The sequence below is a fragment of the Exiguobacterium sp. TDN 0502 genome, assembly GCF_050846835.1.
Lineage (GTDB): Bacteria > Bacillota > Bacilli > Exiguobacteriales > Exiguobacteriaceae > Exiguobacterium_A.
The window spans coordinates 71,368-92,104 of record NZ_JBOZGJ010000009.1 but is presented as its reverse complement, the minus strand read 5'-3'; the positions used below and the strand labels follow the sequence as shown (position 1 = coordinate 92,104).

The window sequence follows — 20,737 nt, the reverse complement described above, 5'->3', positions numbered from 1 at the left end:
AATGCTGATTCGCATTCTGGCGCTTTTTCGTATGCATCATGTCGTTTGCGTAAGCGGAAGTTCGACCGTAAACGTCGAGCCTTGTCCTTCGATCGACTCGACGTGAATCTCCCCATCGTGTCCACGAGCGATTTCGCGACAAATCGAGAGCCCGAGTCCGGTACCACCGATTTGACGAGTGTCCGAGTTGTCGACACGATAGAATTTTTGGAACAGGTTACTCATCGCGGAAGCCGGAATCCCGATGCCCTCATCTTGAATCGCGACGGTGACACGTGACGCGTGTCGCGTCAGTTGGATATCGATCGTTCCACCAGCCGGTGAGTATTTGATTGCATTGTTGATCAGGTTACTGAACAATTGGCGAATCTTCTTCGCATCCCCTTCGACGATCAGCGGTTCGACGTTCCGTGAAATCTCGATCGCATGGGACGAAGACGATAGACTATGCAACTGTTTCAAATCGCGGATCATCGCGACGATATCGAACGGTGCCATCTCGTATTCCTGGCGGTTCGCCTCCATCCGTTGCAAGTCGAGGAAGTCATTGATCAGCAGCGAGAGGCGTTCTGTTTCCGAATGGACAGCTTCGAGATACTTCTTCTGTCGCTTCGGTGGCAGATCCCGCTGAATCATCAGCTCGGTAAAGCCATAGATCGAGGAGAGTGGTGTCCGCAGTTCATGCGAGATCGTCGAGACAAGTTCGTTTTTTATCCGGTCGATCTCGACTTCATTCGTCACATCACGCAAGACGAGCAGAATACCTCGGAATTCGCCGCCGTAATGGATGCGTTCCGAATATGTTTTAATGAAGCGGCGTTCCTGATCAATCGAAAAGAGGATTCCTTCGCCAGTCTCCCGTTTGACGAATGTCTTTTTCAAGTAACGTTCGAACTCCGGCAATTGATCGACACGGTATTTCAATTGAACGACGGAAGGTCCGATGTCCATCAGCCAGTTTTGATCGTTCGTTTCGTCAACTGGATGATCAAACAGATCGAGCAACGGACGGTTGATCAATTGAATATCATTATCGTGTTCGATATAGACGATCGATTCACGAATCGAGTTGAGCAGACGGGACGTTTTCTCCCGCTCACGGTCAATCTCGTCAAACGTCCGCATCCGAAGCAGTGATAACGCGAGCTGACGTGCGAAAGCGGCCAGCTCTTCCTGTTCGTAGCGATCAAACGATGAGTTGGTCCGGGATAAGAAGATATAGGCGATGATTTCATTGTTACTCGGATCGATGACAGGCGTAACGGCGCGTGAAACTCCGTTTTCGAACTGTGTATGCGGTCGTTTGTCCTGTCGTGCCTCGCGCAATAACGGTTCAATCGTTGGTATCCAATCTTCAATCGTGAGATTCGTCTTCGGGTGGAAGACGATGTCGATCACTTTCGTCCCATCCTTGAAAATCAGGGCGCCTTGCATCGCATGTGTGATTTCGACCATCTTTTCGATGACGGCAGGATAGGCGCTGATGCTGTCACGTGAAGCGAGTGTTTCCGTCAGTTGGTTTCGCAACCGGAGATGCGATTCATTACGGAGTGTCAGCTTCAACGCCTCTTCGAGATCGGCGTTCGTTGACATCAATTGGTGTTTGTTTTCAATCAATGCCGTCGCCATCTGATGGAACGATTGACTCAGCTCCCCGATCTCGTCGGCACGGTTGAGCGGAATGAGTGGTAACGTATGCTCGCCGCTCGCAAGGAGCTTACTTTCCTTACTTAAGAGATGGATTTGACGTGTCGTCCGTGAGATGAATGGGCGGACGATCAACAGAATGACGAGGAACAGGACAAGCAGGTTGACGAGCCAGATCCACTCGGCATATTTCGTCTGGGTGACGAGTTGTTCTTTTGCGCCAAGTTCTTTTGCGCGGAGACTGCTCCGGTAGTTCGTGAACGTACTCTCCATCGTGTTGACGCTTTTACGCATCGTTTCACTGTTCGAGGCGTTCATCTTGAACTTCCGATTCGGATCCCGTGGTACTTCTGGCATCATTGCCTTTAAACTCGGCATCTGTAAAAACGTTTCGTCAACCGTACCAGCTTTCTTCGCCTGGACGTACTTAATCAGACTCGGCATGACGAAATTGGTATAAGAATTATAGAGCGAACGAATATCAGACGCATAGACCTCGTCCGCTTTGTATAAGCGATTTTTTTCGAACCAAGCGGTCTGTTGTTCGAGTGACGCTTTCTTTTCATCGATGACGTCAAGGACGGCGTCATCTCCAAATACAAGATAGCCGCGCATTTCGTACTGGAGCGACTGCCAATCGTCCCAAAGCTTCGTTGCCCGGTCTTCGCGCATGCTGATGGCGTCGAGTTCTTGTTTCGCATCCGTGACTTGATGGTTCGTGTAAAAATAAGCAGCCAGGGAAGAAATCGATAGTGTGATAAGAATGAGATAAAATGACGACATGATCTGCCGGCTGATCTTTTGATTGAACCATTTTCGCATATGGATTATGGATGCTCCTTTGTCTATGTGATTCGTCCGTCGATTAGATGTATTGTGTTTGAATATTTGTTGCCGTAATCGTACATTTTTTAGACGGATAAATATAGTCTTAATGCTTAAAATATCTTCAAAGTAAGAGATTCAGGTTCACAACGAACCTAGAAACGACAAAAACAGGACGGGAATCTACTCCCGTCCTGTTGATCATTATTTAATGATGTTCGACAACGATCTTCCCAATCGTTTTTCCGCTCTCGACGAGTCGGTGTGCTTCTTTCAGGTTGTCGGCGTTCATGCCGATCAACGTCCGGGTCACCGTCGTCTCGAGCGCATGCTCTTCGATCCAAGCTGCGACCTGTGTCAGAATCTCATGCTGACGAATCATGTCCTTTGCCTCGAACAGCGGACGCGTGAACATGAATTCCCAGACGAACGTCGCACTCTTTTGTTGGAGCGCGCTCAAATCAAGTTTTTGATCCGTCTCGACGATGCTACAGATTTTCCCTTGCGGTGCAATTACATCGACCATCGTATCGAAATGTTGATCCGTTGCGTTGAGGCAGAAGATATAGTCGACGTACGGATAACCGAGGGCTTCCAGCTGAGGACGGAATGCCTCGTGGTGATTGATCGTATGATGTGCGCCATGTTCCTTCGCCCAATCAATCGTCTCGTCGCGTGACGCCGTTCCGATGACCGTTAGTCCAGCGTGATTTGCGAGCTGTGTCGCGATCGAACCGACACCACCGGCCGCTCCGATGATGAGGATCGTCTTCTCGAGGTTCGACTTAGCGTCAAACGTTAATCCGAGACGATCCGTCAATGCTTCGTACGCTGTCAGCGTCGTCAACGGCAGGGCAGCTGCTTCACTAAAGGTCAACCGTTCCGGTTTTTTGGCGACGATTCGTTCATCGACGAGCTGGAAATCACTGTTTGATCCGGAACGCTGAATCGCACCGGCATAATAGACTTCATCACCAACCTGGAACAGCGAAGCATCATCGCCGACTTCAACGACGACTCCCGCTGCATCGTAACCAATGACTTTCGGTGCATCTTCATCTTTCCCGTGGGCACGGACTTTCGTATCGACCGGGTTGACGGAGACGGCTTTAATTTCGACTAAGAGGTCGTGTCCCGTTGCTTCCGGGCGTGGTAATTCCAGATCAATCAAACTTTCTTGTTCGGTTAGTGGTAAGTGCCGGTAGAAACCGACAGCGGACATGTTTGACATCGATAATCATCCTTTCCAGATATGAAACGCTTCTCTCCATCTGTTCCACGCTCGTTTCGTCTTAAAACCAGTTGCGAAACTTTGAAAATAGGTTCCCCTTCTGTTGGGATTGTAAGAATGATGGATATTTATGGTAGGATGTGAGGGGGGATACCAATCTGAAAGAAGGAGCGATTTTGTATGTATGATGTCATTTCTTTACCGGCAGGCACGACTCAAGTCATGATTGAACGATACCTTGTCCATGCGCACCCACACCCACGTCCATATCGACCCGCGCGTCTGCTCGCCTTACGTCAAAGTGGTGGTGTCATGCATCGGCTGTACCGGACAGAGCGTGAGATCATCCTTACACCACACGAAGCACTCGCCCCGCAGGTCCAGCGTCTTTCGTTCTCGCAACAGGAGCGCGTACTCGCCTATATCGGGGAAAGACGAAGTGGTTTTGGTTTTCATGAAGCTGACGAATACAAATTTTATTTGTTGGAAGTGGCATATGAACTGCGTCACCTCCCTCGTACCGATCGGCCGGTTCGCGCCCATACATACTATCAACTTGACGAACTTCTGTCGGGTCGTCCGCTCGTCTTACGGGCAACACAAAGGGAGGAAATGAAATGAAACGCATTCAACAGATCGGAGTTCCCGTGAAGAATATTCAACGGAGTACGGCTTTTTACCGAGACGTGTTGCAGTTACCCGTCCTATTTGAACTCGGGACGATGGTCTTCTTTCAGTGTGGGGATGTGCGATTGATGTTGACCCTACCAGAAACGGAAGCTTTCGATCATCCGAGTTCCGTCTTGTATTTTGAGGTCGATTCGCTGCAAGAAGAGTATGATCGAATGAAAGAGCAAGGTGTTGTTTTTCTCGGGGAACCACATAGGATTACGCGTTCCGAGACGGAAGAAACGTGGATGGCGTTCTTCAAGGACTCGGAACAGAATACGCTGGCATTGACGGCACAAGTTGCTGTGACGATCTAAACGAAATAGCCTGCTTCTGATCACATGGTTCGTGAAAAGAAGCAGGCTATTTTTAAAGTGCTGGCGTTGGTGTCGGTGTGACACCGGTTTTTGCGTACGCTTGATCGATCGCAGTCCGGATTTCCTTGACGGAGCTACCTTTTTGGTAAGCGACGATCGACTGTGCCGCGATATCGAGGCACGTACCGCACGTAATGCCGTGCGTTGTCCAGGTCGTTGAAGTAGCGGTCTGCTCTTCAATGAAGCAGTCATAATTGCTCGTATGCCCCGCAGACTCACCACAACCGCAGTAACAGGGCATCTTTTTCAGTAGGTCCGGATGTTTGGCGACGGAGCGGTAAATCGTCTGGATCGACTCATCCTGTTCGTTCAGAAAAGCGGGTAATGTGTCTGGTCCCGCCGTCTTCTCGAGTTGATCACCAGCCTCGTGGCTAGCATGGTCTTCATGTTGCGTATGTTCTGTTTTCGGTGCATCCGTCTGTTCAGCTGTTCCGCATGCCGCGAGCAACAGGCTGATACTGAGGGGAAAGGCGTAACGATATAGTCGTGTTTGCATAATGTGCCTCTCTTTCATCGTCTTGCCTTCATTATAAAGAAAGACGTATCTAAGAGGCGTGACGATTTGTTGACGCTTACTTGGCGAGTGCTTTCGTGATCGTTTCGATGTTCGTTTGCATCATGCTGTAGTAAGTGTCGCCATCCTTACCCGGTGCACCAAGCGAATCAGTATAGAGCGTACCGCCAATCGGAACACCAGTCTCTCTTGAGACGGTTTCCATGCTTCGTCGGTCGACGCTCGTTTCGACGAACAGGACAGGGATGTCCTGCCCCTTGATCGTATCGACGATCCGGCGGACTTGAGCCGGAGTTCCTTGATTATCTGAGTTAATCTCCCAAATATAATCCGCTTTGACATCATAGGCAGTTCCGAAGTATTTGAAGGCTCCTTCGCTCGTGACGAGATGACGTTCTGCTTTCGGAATAGCGGCAAACTGCTTTTTCGCTTCCTGGTCAAGCGTCTGCAGTTTTTCGATATAAGCATCCGCGTTTTTTTCATAATCCGCTTTGTGCTTCGGATCTTCCTTGATCAATGCCTGCTTGACGTTTTCGACGTAGCGGATGCCATTGCTCAAATCGAGCCACGCGTGCGGATCGGTCTCCGATTCCTTGCCTTTCGTCGTCAGGTATTGCGGTTCGACCCCTTGACTTAAGCGATAGACAGGTGCGTCAGACGCGTCTTTACCCGTCGTTGCTCGCAGCTTGTCAAACCACGCACCACCAGCTTCGAGATTCAATCCGTTATAGAAGACGACGTCAGCATCTGCCATCGCCTGTACGTCTGCTGGAAGTGGATCATACTCGTGTGGGTTTGCCCCGATCTTGACCATGCTGTGGACATCGACGTGTTCACGACCGACCTCACGTGCGAGGTCAGCGAGGATCGAATACGTCGCGACGATCTTCAACTTTCCGTTCTCTTCTGCTGGTGTCGAACAAGCAGCAAGGAAAATCGTGCTGACGAGGACGAATAGGATCAGTTTTAATTTCATACAGTTGACTCCTTTCGTTTCCGGTAACGCATCAGACCGTGACGTGGTGAGAAGACGAAGACGAGTGCGAACAATGTCGTCGCGACGAGGACGATCGACGCACCGGAAGACAGATTATACGTAAAGCTGAAATACAATCCAACGATGGCAGATACCGTACCGAATCCTGCTGCGAGGAACAGCATCCGTGAGAGCCGGTTTGTCAGTAAATACGCTGTCGCAGCCGGTGTGATCAACATCGCGACGACGAGAATGATGCCGACCGTCTGAAGTGAAGCGACGGTGACGAGCGTTAGAAGTGTCATCAATCCATAGTGGATCCAGCGCGTCGATAGCCCATAGGCTTGTGCCATCGTCGGATCAAACGAGCTGATCAGCAACTCTTTATAGAACAAGAAGATTCCACCTAGGACAATCAATCCGATGATGACGGTCATCCACATGTCGCTCGGACGGACTGCGAGGACATTGCCGAACAAGATGTGATAGAGATCGCTACTGCTGCGTAAGAACGAAATCAGGATGATCCCGAGGGCGAAGGCGGATGTGAATAGGATTCCGATTGCCGTATCGTTCTTGATGCGACTGTTCTGGCTGACGAAGCCGATTCCGAGCGCTGTCACGAGACCCGTTACGACAGCACCGATCAGGAAGTTGATCCCGAGTAGGTAGGAGATCGCAACACCAGGTAAAACGGCGTGCGAGATCGCATCCCCCATCAACGACATCCCGCGAAGGATGATGAAACAGCCGATCACACCACAGATGATACCGACCATGACGGCGGTGATCATCGCTTTTTGTAAGAACTCATACTGAAGTAATGCCTCGATGAACGTCATCCTTGTCCCTCCTTGCGTCGTTCGAATAAGGGTAATCCGTACGCCGGTTCGAGCCATTCCGGCGTCAAGATATCAGACGGGAGACCGACAGCGATCAATTGTTTGTTCAACAGCATCAACGTATCGAAGTAGTCCTCCGCTTTGTGCAAATCATGGTGGACGACGACGATCGTCCGCCCTTCGGCTCGAAGGGTTCGTAAGAGTTCGATGATCATCTGCTCACTCGCGACATCGATGCCGACGAACGGTTCGTCCAGCAATAGCAGTTCTGCTTCTTGGGCAAGGGCACGCGCGAGAAAGACCCGTTGTTGCTGTCCGCCTGACAACTCACCGATTTGTCGTTCGGCATGATCCGCCATACCGATACGCGCAAGGCACTCCAGGGCGAACATTTTTTGTACTTTCGATGGTCGTTTGAATAAGCCGAGCTTCGGATAACAGCCCATCAACACGACATCCTGCACACGAACCGGGAAGTCCCAATCAATTGCACTTCGTTGCGGTACGTAAGCGACGCGTGACCGGACGTCTTCGAGTGAGTGGTCGAGCACGCGTAACTGTTCGATCCGGGCAGGAATCAAGCCGAGGATAGCTTTTAAGAATGTCGATTTCCCGGCGCCGTTCGGTCCGATGATGCCGATTAACGAAGCGACCGGAAGACGAACGGATACTCCGTCGAGTGCATGTGTATCAACATAAGAGACGGTGAGACGATCAACGTCAAGGGCATACATGAATGATCACTCCTTTGTTTTGTGGTCTATCGAACGAAAGTTTCCCTAAGGCAAAAAGTAGGGTAAAAAATTTTAGATGTATCACCGAAAAAAGATTCGGTCTGCTAATAATGTTTCCTTAAGGCAAACTTTAAAGCTAGAGGAAACAGATGTCAACTGTTTTTCGATATCGATTGCGAATCAACTCGTGCTAAGATGAAAAGGCAGAATACAGGGGGTGAGGAGAGTGCGTCAGACAGCAGAACAACAATGGAAGTGGCTATTGCTCGATGCGCTTGCGAAGGGGAAACGCGAGCAAGCACAGCAAGTGATCGAAGAGGTCTATCCGTATGATATCGCGCAAGTGTATGAAGAGTTGGGCGAAGACGATCAGGCACGACTCCTCGACTATCTCGATCACGAGCGATTGGCGGACGTCCTCGAGGAGCTCGAAGGAGACCAACGTCTCGCCGTCTTACGTCGTTTAGACGTTGAGCGCGCCGGGCACGTCCTTGACTTGATGGAGAACGATGATGTCGCGGATTTACTCGAAGAACTAGGACCGGAAGAGGCTGATCGTTTGCTCAGCAGCATGCGCACGGACGAGGCCCTGATCGTTCGCAATCTCTTGACGTATCCGCCGGAAACGGCCGGGCGCTTGATGACGAACCGGTTCATCTGGGTCGGTGAGGATTTCACGGTCGGTGAGACGGTCGAGAAGATGCGTGACTACATCGAATACTCGGAGACGATCAACTATGTCTATGTCGTCAATCAACTCAGTGAACTCGTCGGTGTCATCTCATACCGGGATGTCATCTTAGCTGAAAACACGGAACGGATCAGCGACGTCATGGAGACGAAGGTGATCCGGGTAGCGGCGGAGACCGATCAGGAAGAAGTCGCACAATTGTTCGAACGCTACGATCTCGTCTCGTTACCGGTCGTCGAAGGCGACATTCTTGTCGGACTGATCACGGTCGATGATGCCCTTGACGTCTTACGGGAAGAAGCAAACGAAGACATCGAGAAGCTCTCCGCGTCCGGTAAAGCAATCGACTTCGAGACGAAGCCGTGGATTGCAGCGACCCGTCGTCTGCCATGGCTCGTCTTGCTACTCTTCATCGGGCTCGTCTCTGGGTCAATCATCAGTCAGTTCGAAGAGACGCTCTCAAAAGTCGTTGCGCTTGCCTTCTTCATGCCAATGATTGCCGGGATGACCGGGAATACCGGCACCCAATCACTTGCGGTCGTCGTCCGTGGATTGATCACACGTGAAGTCGATAAGCGGGTCGCGACACGGTTGATCCTGCGCGAGCTCTGGGTCGGTCTCATCATTGGTGTCATTTGTGGCATCTTGATCGCTATCATTGCCTACGTTTGGCAAGGGAGTGCGGTCTTAGGTCTTGTCGTCGGTAGCTCGCTCGTCATTACGTTGATTTTTGGAACGCTTGCTGGAACGATCATTCCGTTGATCCTACATCGGTTGAAAATTGACCCGGCGATTGCATCGGGACCGCTCATCACGACGTTGAATGATATTTTATCGCTCCTCGTCTATTTCGGGATTGCGACTGCCTTCATCAGCCGTTTGATGTAAAAAACCGAACCGATTCGTCTTCTTGGAAAGAGAAGAGAAATCGGTTCGGTTTTTTTAATCGTTCCTCGTCCGAATCCAGACGGCGAGGGGACCGATATCGTCAAAACCAGCTTCGAGCGCCGTGATCAGTTGGTCGCCGTATTCGTAGCCGACGAGTGGTTGCCCGGGAAAATGGGCTGAACTCAAGCGAGCGATGTCGTCCCACAATCGCTCGTCGAGATAATCTGAATTGACGTAGGAAAGGCCGGTCGTCATCTGATTTGAATACGCGATACAACTTGCCTGTTGTGCTTCGGAATAGAAGAAACGGACGTCGGGATGTTGCCATAACGATTCTGGTAATTCCGGTGTCGCTTGGATTGCCTGGAAGCTTGCGAACTGTGCGGAATTCGTGACGACAGACCAATCGACAGGAAGGGCACGACGATCGAGTATGGCAGGACGCGTCATCCACTCCGCTGTGAACAGATGACTGAGACCGGCACTCGAGAAATCATAACTCGCTGTACAATCCTTGATGCTGTAGACATGGTCGACACCGATGCGCTGATGAGGAAGGCGGACCATCAGCTCTGGATAATAACTCGGAACGCTTCCTTGCGCGAACCAGGTCGAGTCGGTTTCCGTGACGTGACAACCAGCCTGCTCGCAGACGAGTCGGCACCAATCGAAATTGTTTTGGATGGCAGCTTGGCGCATGTTTCGTTCCCCCTATTCGTCTTCCGGTTGTTTGATCAGGACGTAAGACAACGTGGCAATCAATGTTAAGAACAGACCGCAACCGATCGTGATGTAGGCCATCGTAAAAATTTTACCGAGCGTCGTCGTCGGAACGAACGTCGGATGACCGACCGTACTCAACGTCGTGATGCAGAAGTAAAGCGCGTCGACGACCGAGAGCTGTTCCTCCGTGCTGTAGAAAATCGTACCGGAGACAAGGGTCAACAGGCAGAGGATCAGAAGTCCACGAAAATAGGATAAACGGAAAGCGCGGCGCAGTCCCTTGAACAAGCGAGAAAAAATCGTCAGTACAGAAATCATCAAATCTCTCCTTTAGGATCGTTGCGTCGAGTCCATCGTATCATGAATCAAATAATCATTCTTCCCGCCATGTTTGACACGGTACATCGCTTGATCAGCATGTTGGATCAATGTATCGAGGTCGACCCCATGATCCGGTGAGTAGCTGATGCCGATACTCGTCCGGATTTCAATGGTTTCTTCAGCGAACCGGTAAGGATTGTCTTGCAAGTACGTCAACAGACTCGCAGCATAGGCATGGAGCATAGCGACAGACGGATGACGATAGAGTAAGAAGAATTCGTCTCCACCGACACGGGCAGCGAATCCATTCTGTTCCGCATGGTGTTCCAGTAGACGCGCGATATGAATCAAGAAGGCGTCACCGATCTGATGCCCGTACGTATCATTGATTGCTTTGAAACCGTCGAGATCGACGACGATGATCGCTGCGTGATCAAGTTCGAGTATCTCTTGCGACGCACGTTCGTAAAAGCTCCGGCGATTCGCGATTTTTGTCAACGGATCATGGTAGGCGAAGAAACGGATCGTCTGCTCCGCTTCTTTGAAGGACTGGATATCACGGATCAGCAACATCCCGTGCAGCTCTTGTTCGATGAAGACGAAATCGGCGTCGATGACGACGTAGCGTTCTTGTTGTTGCGCCGTCAGAATCTTCGTCTCGAACTCATTGAACTTACGTTGTGACAGAAAATGCGTCACGTAGTGAAGTGTCCATTCAGCTTGTTTTTTATCAGGTAAGTAGCTCGAAAACGTACATGCGATCAGTTCATTGGTCTCGAACAGACGATGAGCAGCTGGGTTGGCGCTCTCGATTCGTCCCTCCCGATCAACAAGAAGGATCGCGGAAGGGTTCAAGTTGTAGAGCGTCGCAAAGCGTTTCTGGTAAGACGCGAGATAATCGAAGCGTCGCATGGCGATCGTGAGTGCTCCTGCCCAGAATAAGCCACCATACATATAGGCATACGGTGGCATGATGCCATAGAACGACCAGTAGCCGAAAGCGATATCCCACGCGAGAACGAGGATGGCGACACTCAGCAAGACATTAATGATACCGCGACGGGCGTCCGTCAGCTGCCGTCTAGCATAGACGAGTAGACCGATGACGAGCAGGTGAAAAAGGTTACCGACCGTCATCGTCACCAAGTAGGGCGTGTTGAATTCTGGATAGATGAAGCGACCGACCTGTGTGAATTGCTGACTGTTGATGACGTTCGTCTGGAACAGGTATGTCACAAGGACGATGACCACCGGAAAATAAAACATCCAAGGGTAGAGCAGTCGTGGCATTCGTTTCCACAAATTCGAGATGCGGAAGATGAAGTGGAGCGATGTACTAAAGACGATCAAACCAGCGTTTCCGAACCAGTACGTCACGAATGCCGGACTCCACCCGATCGGCGAGGCGTTTCGGAAGAATTCACCGAGAAACAACATGCCGTAAGCGAACGTGAATAAGCTGAGCAGTCGGTGTTGCGGACGTGATGGATTGCGTAGAAAAATATCAACCGCCATATAGAACATGATGAAGGTCGGAATCAGGTAGACAATTGCAAAGAGAAATAAAGATGGCATAATGATCCGCCCTTCTGTTTGAGATGTAGGTAGTTAGTCTCAGTATAGTAGGCGGAGGCCACGCAGACGGAATGAAATTTTAAAAGAAGGGGAATCAATCAAGATTTAAAGTCAGACGCCGAATCTTCGCGACACCTTCGAGTCCGGATGGGTCATGCCGCGTCTTATGCGCGACGAATTGCTCATCGACCTCGGTCGTCCGAAGGCGCAGTGGTGGCGCCGTTTCATGGACGAGATCGAAAATTAACTCCGCGAGTGCTTCCGCTGGTTGCCGATCGGCGTGGCGTGACCGGTATGTCTTGAGATAAGCGGTGATGATTGGTTTGAAGTCGTCTTCGTGTAAGCCGCCGGTCCGTTCGAGCTGGTCGAGCACATTCGCTGTAAAGTTCGTTTCGACGGCTGCCGGTTCGATCAGTGTGACATCGATATTGAAGTACGGTTTGTAGTAAGTCGCAAGACTCTCGAACAATCCTTCAATCGCAAACTTGCTGGCACAATATAGTTCGTTCATCGGTTGACCGACAAGACCGCTGACGCTTGAAGTCGCGAGCAGATGGCTACCTTCTGGTGCTTGTTTGAGCAAGGGGAGACAGGCTTCGATCGTCCGGATGACGCCGAAGACATTCGTCTCGAAAAGTTGCTTGATTTCATAGCTCGTCGCCTGTCCGAGAGCGCGCAGTAAACCGTGACCGGCATTACAGAACACGACGTCGAGATGGGCGACTTCCTGTTCGATACGACGAACCGCAGCTTTGACACTGGTTTCGTCCGCAACATCGAGTGGTAGAAAAAAAAGAGTCGGCAATGAAAGTGTCATCTCGTCCGGATTCCGGACACCAGCATATACATACCAACCTGCTTCAGCAAATCGTCTAGCCGTCGCGAGACCGATGCCGGAAGAGGCACCAGTGATCAAGATCGTCTGCATTTCCATTCCTCCATCCTAAGTGGTGTTATCTAGTCTTTACCCGAATCGACGGGAACTATTTGCATTAAAATTGCGTATTTTAATGAAAAAACTTAAAATAAAGTCAAAGGAGGGCTACGAATGGGACAAACGGAACGATTGCAACAGATGCGGGAATGGATCAAGACGAGTCCGGAAATCTCGCTGGAACAATTAATGCGGGAATACCAGATTTCGCGCGATACTGCCCGACGTGATGTCATCGCATTAGAGCAAGAAGGTGAGATCATTCGTGTCAAAAACGGTCTCGTTCGAGCAGGCGGGACGCTTGCCTATGAACACCGCACGGAAAAGCCGGAAAAGCGCCGGATTGGGCAGCGGGCGGCGCATCATGTCCAAGCGAACGATCGATTATTGCTTGACGCTGCAACGACGGTATCTGAGATGGCGCGGGCGCTTCCACCGTATCCGCTTCAAGTGATCACGAACTCGCTTGATATCGCGGAGCATGTCGGAGCGCGCAGTGATATCGAACTGTATGTGACAGGAGGGCGTTTCGATCGCCATGCACGGAGCTTGAGCGGAATTAAGACGGCGGACGATATTCTGAATTATCAAGTCGACAGTGTCTTTCTCGGTGCCTGCGGCTTGACGGAAGAAGGACTTTTTGCGGAACAACTCGAAGAAGCGATCGTCAAAAAAGCAATGATTCGTAGTGCGACACGCGTCATCGTTCTCGCAGATCATACGAAATTCAATAAGCGTTTTTTGCATAAGGTTTGTGATTGGGAGCAGATTGATTTACTCGTGACTGATCAAGAACCGAGTGATTCTTGGAAAGAACGGTTACACCATCACTACGTTGAGATCGACGTGACTAAGGAGGAAGAAAGATGAACCCGATTCAAACGACACTCGTCGGATTCGGCTTTTCAGCAGTGACGTTTCACGTTCCGTTCTTACAGGAACTATCAGCATTTGAAGTGACACAAGTCGTCTCAAGTCGACCGGAACAAGTCGCGCGATATTTCAGTGAGGCGACGGTCGTCGCGACGCTTACTGAGGCACTACAGGACGACAACACGGAACTCGTCATCATCACGACGCCAACGGCTTTGCATTTTGAAATGGCGAAACAAGCGATCGAAGCGAAAAAACACGTCCTGCTTGAAAAGCCGGCAGTCGTGACGATTGCAGAAGCCCTTGAACTGAAAACGTTAGCGCAGCAGCATGGCGTTCAGGTCGCCGTCTATCAAAACCGTCGCTTTGACGGGGACTTCCTGACGCTTGAACAATTGATGGAGATGAACGAGATCGGCGACTGGCAAGTCATCGAGTCGCGCTTTGATCGCTATCGCCCGGTCGTACGGGAACGCTGGCGGGAACAAGCGGGCGACGGTGCGGGCATCCTGTTTGATCTCGGCTCACACTTGCTCGATCAGGCACTTGCTCTGTTCGGAGAGCCGGATGCACTCACGGGCGACGTTTATCTACAACGTGACGGTGCTGTTGTCGATGACGGCTTTCATATCACGCTGCATTATGGTACGCGTCGTGTCATCTTGCGTTCTGCTTCCTTTATCCAAGGACCAACGCCGCGCTTCGAGTTCCATGCGACGCGTGGCAGTTACATCAAATACGGAATGGATCCACAAGAAGGACGACTTACGAAAGGTCATCCTATCGATGCGCAACTTGGGGAAGATGAAGCAGATTCCTACGGTTATCTTCAAATCGCCGATCAGCCCGTCGAGCGTCTCGCGACACTTCCGGGAAGCTATGCGACATTTTATGAACAACTCGCAGACGGATTACGTGGCGGACAGGTACCAGTCAATCTACGCGACGCGGAAAAAACGATGCGTTTGATTGAAGCAGTACGGATCAGCAGTGATGAAGGACGACGCCTCTTACGAAAGGAATGGGATGCATGGAAGAATTGAAGGTACTGCTTGCGGAAGAGGAAGAACTCGTCCTGACGTCACTGACGAATACGGAAGCGATCGGAATGGGACATGAGTTGATCGGACGGGCAATGAAAGAGAACTTATCGATTGCCGTTGAGATCAAGCGGAACGGACAGCGGCTGTATTACGCGGCACTCGATGGGACAGCACCGGATCAAGAAGAATGGATCCGCCGGAAATCGAACGTCGTCTTACGGCATGGCTACAGTTCCCTATACATGCGGCGTTATAATGAGAGTAAACATCGCTCGTATCATACGATGTATGCCGTTTCACCAACGGATTATGCCGATGCCGGTGGAGCGTTCCCGATCCGGATCGAAGGAGTCGGTGTCGTCGGTACGATCACTGTTTCCGGTCTATCGCAGGAAGCGGATCACCGTCTCGCGACGGAAGCGTTGCGTTTACTTAAGAGACAACAGCTGGAGCAATGATATAGATACATGAGATGTCCTCACGATGTTCCACTCGCTCTCCTCAGGCGAGACACAAGCCAGTCTCGGCTGTCCTAGACAGCCGACTCGGGTCTTGTTCGTCTCTGACAGCACGATGAATCGTGCTTTTTCCTGTAGGAGTCATATAAAAATGTGAGGAATCTAAACAAAATAATGAAACCAAAAAAAGTCCGAACGAGTGAGAAAAAACTCGTTCGGACTTTTCGTATACGAGGATTAATGGATTTCTGTTGATGGACGTGCAAGACGAAGACTCCTACGGGAAAGCGGAATAGGTGAGACCCCGCAGGCGCATCAGCGGCGAGGCGGCTCGCCTTCCGCCCGAGGAAAGCGGAGTCTTGCACGGGAATCTACTCTGAAACTTCAATCACGATGCCATCGAATCAGATGAAGCTGACACGTCTTTGCGTGTGTTCCCATGGTAGACGAAGTAAAGCGCGGCAAGCATCACTAGCAGTCCAAGTAGACGTTTTCCGTCGAGCGGAACGACGACGCCACCGAACACACCGATGTGATCGATGACCATACCCGCTGCGAGTTGACCGATGACGGTCGCGATACTAGCTGCCGTGACACCGATTTGCGGGACAGCAAGAATCGTCAGGAACAGATAACTGACACCAAACAGGACAGCACTGAGTTGCCAACGTGGTGCTTCGAGCAAGAGCAAGACGTTTCCTTGACCAAAGAACAGGATGGCGAGTGCGAGAATCAGCATCCCGGTGAAGAATGTCAGAAACGTACTTTCTAGAGCACCTGCCTTTTGACTGAAGGCACCGTTAATCGATGACTGCGCACTCAGCATGACGCCGCCGAGTAATGTAAAACCAAGTAATAGAATATTCACGAGCGAACCTCCTTAAAAGATGAGAAATAGGGCGACGAGCATCAAAGCAGAAGCCGTCAGCTTGTCACGATTGATCGGACGTTTCGGACTACCGAGCCAGCCGTAATGTTCGATGACCATGCTGGCAATCATCTGTCCGATGATGACACTGATCATGGCGAGACCAACACCAACGAGCGGGATGCTGATGATCAGAATCGTCAAGTAGATGCTACCGAGCAGACCACCGAGCAAGGTCCATTTCGGTGCACGGAATGTATAGCCGAGCGAACCTTTTCCGAAGAAGAGAACGATCAGTCCGATGATGATCGTACCGGCGAAGAAATTATAAAAGCTACTTTCGAGTTTTCCGGCGAAGTTACCGAGCTCACCGTAGATGGCTCCTTCGATACTGAGAGCGATACCCGCAAGTAACGCGAGTACGTAATACACGATTTTCAACAGAATTCATCCTTTCACGAATCTAAATATCGAGAAATGTCGATATGTAAGGCGAGGAGAACGAATCAAAGTTCTCCTTTGAGGTACGCTGCGAGCTCCTGGATTTTTTCTTCATTTCGCCGGTAATACGTCCATTTACCGTGACGTTCGGATTCGAGCAATCCGACTTTTTGCAACATCGCAAGATATTGGGAGACGGTCGATTGAGATAAATTCGCCTTCTCTTGGATATCTCCGACGCAAATGCCTCCCTTGTCCGACAAATTCGTCGCGGGATGGGCCGTCGGCTTATTGAAATGAGTCTCGGGATCCTTGAGCCAGCGTAAGATATCAAGACGTACCTCGTTCGATAATGCCTTGAATAGATCCACTTGATTTGTCATACGCTTAAACTAATCGATGATTCTCGATATGTCAATCCAAGATGCTTACGGTTGGACGAATGCATGCTTTAAAAGTCGATGTGTTACCTTGTTTGCGGTATGAGGCTCGAATCCGAAGCGTTCATAAAATGTACCAGCATCAGCCGTATACAGCCACAGTTCCGAGTAACTCAATAAGGCTTCCGAGATGATTTTTCCAAGAAGACGCGTACCGACGCTTTGAAACCGTGCTTCAGGCAAGACGTAGACATGACGAATCCGACCGACATCGTTTGTACCGGCTTGTTTCATATAACCACCACACGCGACGACATGCCCGGAGAGGGATAAGACGACAAACAATGCTTCTCCGTCTTCTCGAAACGTCTCATTCCGACGTTCGCGTAGCATCCGTTCGATAAAGGGGTGTCCCTCCTGAGTACTCTTTGATAAGATCGGTAACCAGTTGAAGTCGTCAAAATCGTTGACCCGTTCAATTGTCATCTTCATCTGTCATTCCTCCTTCTTCTCCTTTGCATATTCCTTTTTATAGGATCGAAAAAACACGATTTAAGAATCAATTCGAGCTTTTTTTAAATAGAGACTGGATTTTTAAAAGACGTTTTGCGTATAATGAGAAGTAATGGATTGAACGCATATGAAAGGAAGTGGCCGTCACAATGAGCCTCAGCCGTTTAAGTAAAGAAGAGATTACTAATCTTTCGCTGATCGAATTCGTCAACGAAATGTTGCAAGAAGCTGGCGAACAGCCAATCACGTTCGATGACATCACGTCAGAAATCGAAAAGTATCATACGTTTACAGATGAAGAAGACAAGTTCGAAAAACTTGCTCAACTCTATACAGACATGAACATCGACGGAAACTTCGTCAACGTCGGAGCAAACCGTTGGTCACTCCGCGCTTGGTATCCGTTCGATAAGTCCGATGAGGATCTCGTCATCGAAGCGCGTCAACGTGGAGAACTCGATGAGTTCGAGGAAGAGTTCAACTATGATGCAGAAGAAGATGAGTTCGAAACGATTGAAGATGATCTCGATACGTTCGCGAAGACAGCGGATTATGATTCAGCTGACGACAGCGAAGACGATGATACATTCAAGAAAGTCGCAGCGATCGATGATCTTGATGACGATCTCGACGAAGAAGATTTAGAAGACTTCGAAGAAGAAGAAGAGGAAGTCTAAGCACGATCCACCACAACCGAACAGCTGCTATTTCCCTATAGAAATGGCAGTTTTTTCGTTGACGGCTGACGAACGAGCACGAAAATTTTTCTTTGAAAAAATAGTCTTGACGAAGTTTTCGGAATGACGTAAGTTAGTCATGGGCTTCTTTAAGCAACGTGCTTATTTCAGCAAAAGTGTCTCCTATTGCAATGGGGGCACTTTTGCTTTTTTGTTTTTACCACCTCTGTTTTTGAGATGTGAATTAGGGAAGGGAGCAAGATTTAACATGACAAAGTATATTTTCGTAACAGGTGGCGTCGTATCGTCACTCGGTAAAGGGATCACCGCTGCATCGCTCGCTCGTCTCTTGAAAAACCGTGGCCTCAACGTCACGATCCAAAAATTCGACCCGTACATCAACATCGACCCGGGTACGATGAGCCCGTACCAACACGGGGAAGTATTCGTCACGGATGATGGCGCGGAGACGGACCTTGACCTTGGTCACTATGAGCGTTTCATCGACATCAATTTGAGCCAGAACGCGAACGTCACGTCTGGGCGCATCTACTCGACGATCCTCAAGAAGGAACGTCGTGGAGACTACAACGGTGGAACGGTCCAAGTCATTCCGCACATCACGAACGAAATCAAAGACCGCGTCTTCCGTGCCGGAAAAGAGACAGGTGCAGACGTCGTCATCACGGAGATTGGTGGAACAGTAGGGGATATCGAATCGCTTCCGTTCATCGAAGCCATTCGTCAGGTGAAAAACGATATCGGAAAAGAAAATGTCATGTATGTCCACTGTACGCTCGTTCCGTATCTTGCAGCAGCAGGTGAACTCAAGACGAAACCGACGCAACACAGTGTCAAAGAACTCCGTAGCTACGGAATTCAACCAGACATCATCGTCTTACGTGCGGAGCACCCGGTCCCACAAGAGATGAAAGACAAAATCGCACTCTTCTGTGATACACGTCCGGAAGCAGTCATCGAAGCACAAGATGCATCGACACTCTACGAAGTACCGCTCAACTTGCAACGTCAAGGTATGGACCAGCTCGTCTGTGACTACTTCAAGTTTGATACACCGGTTGCTGATATGACAGCCTGGAAACAACTCGTCCACACAGTGACGCACCTCGAGAAGACGACGAAGATCGCACTCGTCGGGAAATACGTTGAATTGCGTGATGCGTATATCTCGGTCGCAGAAGCATTGAAGCACGCTGGATTCGCTTTCAACAGTGACATCGAAATCGACTGGATCAACGCAGAAGACGTGACACGCGAAAACGTCAACGAATTGCTTGGTTCAGCAGACGGGATTCTCGTTCCTGGTGGATTCGGAGAACGCGGCATCGAAGGGAAAATCGAAGCGACACGTTTCGCCCGTGAAAACAACGTACCGTTCTTCGGCATCTGTCTCGGTATGCAGCTCGCGACAGTCGAATTCGCCCGTAACGTCCTCAACCTCGAAGGCGCACACTCAGCGGAAATCGATCCAGCGACACCATATCCGATCATCGACTTGTTGCCGGAACAAAAAGACATCGAGGATCTTGGTGGTACGCTCCGTCTCGGACTTTACCCATGTAAACTCGAAGATGGTACGAAAGCACGTGCCGCGTATTCAAGCGAGCTCGTCTACGAACGTCACCGTCACCGTTATGAGTTCGGGAACGAATTCCGTGAGCAGTTCGAAGCAAATGGCATGGTCTTCTCAGGTACGAGCCCAGACGGTCGTCTCGTTGAGATCATTGAGATTCCAGAACACAAATGGTTCGTCGCGTGTCAGTTCCACCCAGAATTGATCTCGCGTCCAGAACGTCCACAAGCACTCTTCCATGACTTCATCCAAGCATCACTTGGTGAATGAAGAGAAAGATAATCAAAGACGCGGTGACCTTTAGCATCATGAAGGTCACCGCGTCTTTTTTGGTTGATCATAAGATGAACTGTTTATTATAGAAGAAAAACGTCAATCCCACTCTTCCGTCATCTCTTGTAGTTGCGTCAAGATATGCGTCAAGAGGAACGCACAAAGGGCAAGACTCGGCAGTCCGTGGCGTGAACCGTCCTCGGCCGGAAGCAGTCCTTTATTGAACTTCAGCGCAAGCGGTGCAATTGAACGATCGAGCGTCTCCGTCATGTCACCAAGCGTGATGATCGCGTATGGCGTATGCCACGCATCATATCTGGCGAGGGACGCGAGCAGGTCCGACCGTTCCGTATCCGGTGTGAAGATTAAGATACGGTCGACAGCATGCAATGTCTTACGGTCTTTAATTTTCGAGACACGCTTCATCTGATCCGGACCTTCTGAGAGCATCGGGTAAAGTCCTTCGCACTCACCGTAGGCGTCGACGTAGACCGTTCCTTCTCCGACGAGTGCCTGTGCGAGCAAGCGGACGACATCGAACAGTTCTTCTTCCTGTTTTGCGAGCGTTTGCAGTTTTCCATTGAATTGCGTAGCTAAGATTTTCATCATTTTTCTTCATCCTTTCTATGTTTCTCTCAAGGACAGTATAAAGCAAGTTTTGCTTTAGTGT

The 20,737-nt window shown here is 50.1% G+C and carries 23 protein-coding genes; 8 read left to right on the top strand and 15 right to left on the bottom strand.

Annotated elements, in window-relative coordinates; all coding sequences use genetic code 11:
- Positions 1–36: 36 nt before the first annotated feature.
- Both ACRPK8_RS10890 and ACRPK8_RS10885 read right to left on the bottom strand, forming a co-directional pair.
- Positions 37–2,469, bottom strand: a complete 2,433-nt coding sequence (locus ACRPK8_RS10890; RefSeq protein WP_432238240.1) for an ATP-binding protein — start codon at positions 2,467–2,469, stop codon at positions 37–39.
- Positions 2,470–2,680: 211 nt separating this feature from the next.
- Positions 2,681–3,703, bottom strand: a complete 1,023-nt coding sequence (locus tag ACRPK8_RS10885; RefSeq protein ID WP_432238239.1) for a zinc-binding alcohol dehydrogenase family protein — start codon at positions 3,701–3,703, stop codon at positions 2,681–2,683.
- A gap of 180 nt (positions 3,704–3,883) precedes the next feature.
- On the opposite strand from ACRPK8_RS10885, the gene ACRPK8_RS10880 reads away from it, so the two are divergent.
- Positions 3,884–4,324 carry a hypothetical protein gene (locus ACRPK8_RS10880; protein WP_432238238.1) on the top strand — a complete coding sequence of 147 codons (441 nt, stop codon included), beginning with the start codon at positions 3,884–3,886 and terminating at the stop codon, positions 4,322–4,324.
- A complete protein-coding gene (locus ACRPK8_RS10875) occupies positions 4,321–4,689 on the top strand; it encodes a VOC family protein (protein ID WP_432238237.1) in 369 nt (122 codons plus the stop codon). Before ACRPK8_RS10880 ends, ACRPK8_RS10875 begins: the two co-directional genes overlap by 4 nt.
- Before the next feature lie 52 nt (positions 4,690–4,741).
- On the opposite strand, the gene ACRPK8_RS10870 is transcribed toward ACRPK8_RS10875, so the two are convergent.
- From ACRPK8_RS10870 to ACRPK8_RS10855, 4 genes are all read right to left on the bottom strand, one after another.
- On the bottom strand, positions 4,742–5,245 hold the full coding sequence (locus tag ACRPK8_RS10870; RefSeq protein WP_432238236.1) for a PCYCGC motif-containing (lipo)protein: 504 nt from the start codon (positions 5,243–5,245) through the stop codon (positions 4,742–4,744).
- Between the two features lie 76 nt (positions 5,246–5,321).
- Complete coding sequence (locus ACRPK8_RS10865) at positions 5,322–6,239, bottom strand: metal ABC transporter substrate-binding protein (protein WP_432238235.1); 918 nt, start codon at positions 6,237–6,239, stop codon at positions 5,322–5,324.
- Entirely contained in the window at positions 6,236–7,081 is an 846-nt protein-coding gene (locus ACRPK8_RS10860) for a metal ABC transporter permease (RefSeq protein ID WP_432238234.1), read from the bottom strand. Before ACRPK8_RS10860 ends, ACRPK8_RS10865 begins: the two co-directional genes overlap by 4 nt.
- Positions 7,078–7,815: a metal ABC transporter ATP-binding protein gene (locus ACRPK8_RS10855; RefSeq protein WP_432238233.1), complete on the bottom strand. Its 738-nt coding sequence runs from the start codon at positions 7,813–7,815 to the stop codon at positions 7,078–7,080. Before ACRPK8_RS10855 ends, ACRPK8_RS10860 begins: the two co-directional genes overlap by 4 nt.
- Positions 7,816–8,041: 226 nt before the next feature.
- Here ACRPK8_RS10855 and mgtE point away from each other — a divergent pair, with 226 nt between their 5' ends.
- On the top strand, positions 8,042–9,394 hold the full coding sequence (mgtE, locus tag ACRPK8_RS10850) for a magnesium transporter (protein WP_432238232.1): 1,353 nt from the start codon (positions 8,042–8,044) through the stop codon (positions 9,392–9,394).
- 54 nt (positions 9,395–9,448) lie between these two features.
- On the opposite strand, the gene ACRPK8_RS10845 is transcribed toward mgtE, so the two are convergent.
- From ACRPK8_RS10845 to ACRPK8_RS10830, 4 genes are all read right to left on the bottom strand, one after another.
- Entirely contained in the window at positions 9,449–10,093 is a 645-nt protein-coding gene (locus ACRPK8_RS10845; RefSeq protein ID WP_432238231.1) for a hypothetical protein, read from the bottom strand.
- Positions 10,094–10,105: 12 nt separating this feature from the next.
- Positions 10,106–10,435: a potassium channel family protein gene (locus ACRPK8_RS10840; RefSeq protein WP_432238230.1), complete on the bottom strand. Its 330-nt coding sequence runs from the start codon at positions 10,433–10,435 to the stop codon at positions 10,106–10,108.
- A 12-nt stretch (positions 10,436–10,447) separates the two neighbouring features.
- On the bottom strand, positions 10,448–12,013 hold the full coding sequence (locus ACRPK8_RS10835; protein WP_432238229.1) for a diguanylate cyclase domain-containing protein: 1,566 nt from the start codon (positions 12,011–12,013) through the stop codon (positions 10,448–10,450).
- Positions 12,014–12,107: 94 nt separating this feature from the next.
- Positions 12,108–12,941 carry an SDR family oxidoreductase gene (locus ACRPK8_RS10830; protein WP_432238228.1) on the bottom strand — a complete coding sequence of 278 codons (834 nt, stop codon included), beginning with the start codon at positions 12,939–12,941 and terminating at the stop codon, positions 12,108–12,110.
- A gap of 120 nt (positions 12,942–13,061) precedes the next feature.
- Here ACRPK8_RS10830 and ACRPK8_RS10825 point away from each other — a divergent pair, with 120 nt between their 5' ends.
- From ACRPK8_RS10825 to ACRPK8_RS10815, 3 genes are read left to right on the top strand one after another with little or no spacing between them, the layout of a single operon-like run.
- A complete protein-coding gene (locus ACRPK8_RS10825; RefSeq protein WP_432238227.1) occupies positions 13,062–13,817 on the top strand; it encodes a DeoR/GlpR family DNA-binding transcription regulator in 756 nt (251 codons plus the stop codon).
- Positions 13,814–14,863 (top strand): Gfo/Idh/MocA family oxidoreductase, encoded by a 1,050-nt coding sequence (locus ACRPK8_RS10820; protein WP_432238226.1) that lies wholly within the window; start codon positions 13,814–13,816, stop codon positions 14,861–14,863. The genes ACRPK8_RS10825 and ACRPK8_RS10820 overlap by 4 nt, the downstream gene beginning before the upstream one ends.
- The gene (locus tag ACRPK8_RS10815; protein WP_432238225.1) at positions 14,851–15,321 is read left to right on the top strand and encodes a heme-degrading domain-containing protein; all 471 of its coding nucleotides are present in this window, start codon (positions 14,851–14,853) and stop codon (positions 15,319–15,321) included. Before ACRPK8_RS10820 ends, ACRPK8_RS10815 begins: the two co-directional genes overlap by 13 nt.
- A gap of 388 nt (positions 15,322–15,709) precedes the next feature.
- On the opposite strand, the gene ACRPK8_RS10810 is transcribed toward ACRPK8_RS10815, so the two are convergent.
- The 4 genes from ACRPK8_RS10810 to ACRPK8_RS10795 all read right to left on the bottom strand — a co-directional run bounded on the left by ACRPK8_RS10810 (position 15,710) and on the right by ACRPK8_RS10795 (position 17,502).
- Positions 15,710–16,189 (bottom strand): DMT family transporter, encoded by a 480-nt coding sequence (locus ACRPK8_RS10810; protein ID WP_432238224.1) that lies wholly within the window; start codon positions 16,187–16,189, stop codon positions 15,710–15,712.
- 12 nt (positions 16,190–16,201) lie between these two features.
- Positions 16,202–16,630, bottom strand: coding sequence for a DMT family transporter (locus ACRPK8_RS10805; protein WP_432238223.1), 429 nt, complete (start codon positions 16,628–16,630; stop codon positions 16,202–16,204).
- Positions 16,631–16,695: 65 nt separating this feature from the next.
- Positions 16,696–17,013, bottom strand: a complete 318-nt coding sequence (locus ACRPK8_RS10800; RefSeq protein ID WP_432238222.1) for an ArsR/SmtB family transcription factor — start codon at positions 17,011–17,013, stop codon at positions 16,696–16,698.
- A gap of 45 nt (positions 17,014–17,058) precedes the next feature.
- On the bottom strand, positions 17,059–17,502 hold the full coding sequence (locus ACRPK8_RS10795) for a GNAT family N-acetyltransferase (protein WP_432238221.1): 444 nt from the start codon (positions 17,500–17,502) through the stop codon (positions 17,059–17,061).
- Between the two features lie 170 nt (positions 17,503–17,672).
- Here ACRPK8_RS10795 and rpoE point away from each other — a divergent pair, with 170 nt between their 5' ends.
- Complete coding sequence (rpoE, locus tag ACRPK8_RS10790) at positions 17,673–18,200, top strand: DNA-directed RNA polymerase subunit delta (RefSeq protein ID WP_432238220.1); 528 nt, start codon at positions 17,673–17,675, stop codon at positions 18,198–18,200.
- 268 nt (positions 18,201–18,468) lie between these two features.
- Entirely contained in the window at positions 18,469–20,064 is a 1,596-nt protein-coding gene (locus ACRPK8_RS10785; RefSeq protein WP_047394418.1) for a CTP synthase, read from the top strand.
- Positions 20,065–20,166: 102 nt separating this feature from the next.
- Here ACRPK8_RS10785 and ACRPK8_RS10780 read toward each other — a convergent pair whose 3' ends face one another.
- Positions 20,167–20,676: a DUF2529 family protein gene (locus ACRPK8_RS10780; protein WP_432238219.1), complete on the bottom strand. Its 510-nt coding sequence runs from the start codon at positions 20,674–20,676 to the stop codon at positions 20,167–20,169.
- Positions 20,677–20,737 lie beyond the last annotated feature (61 nt).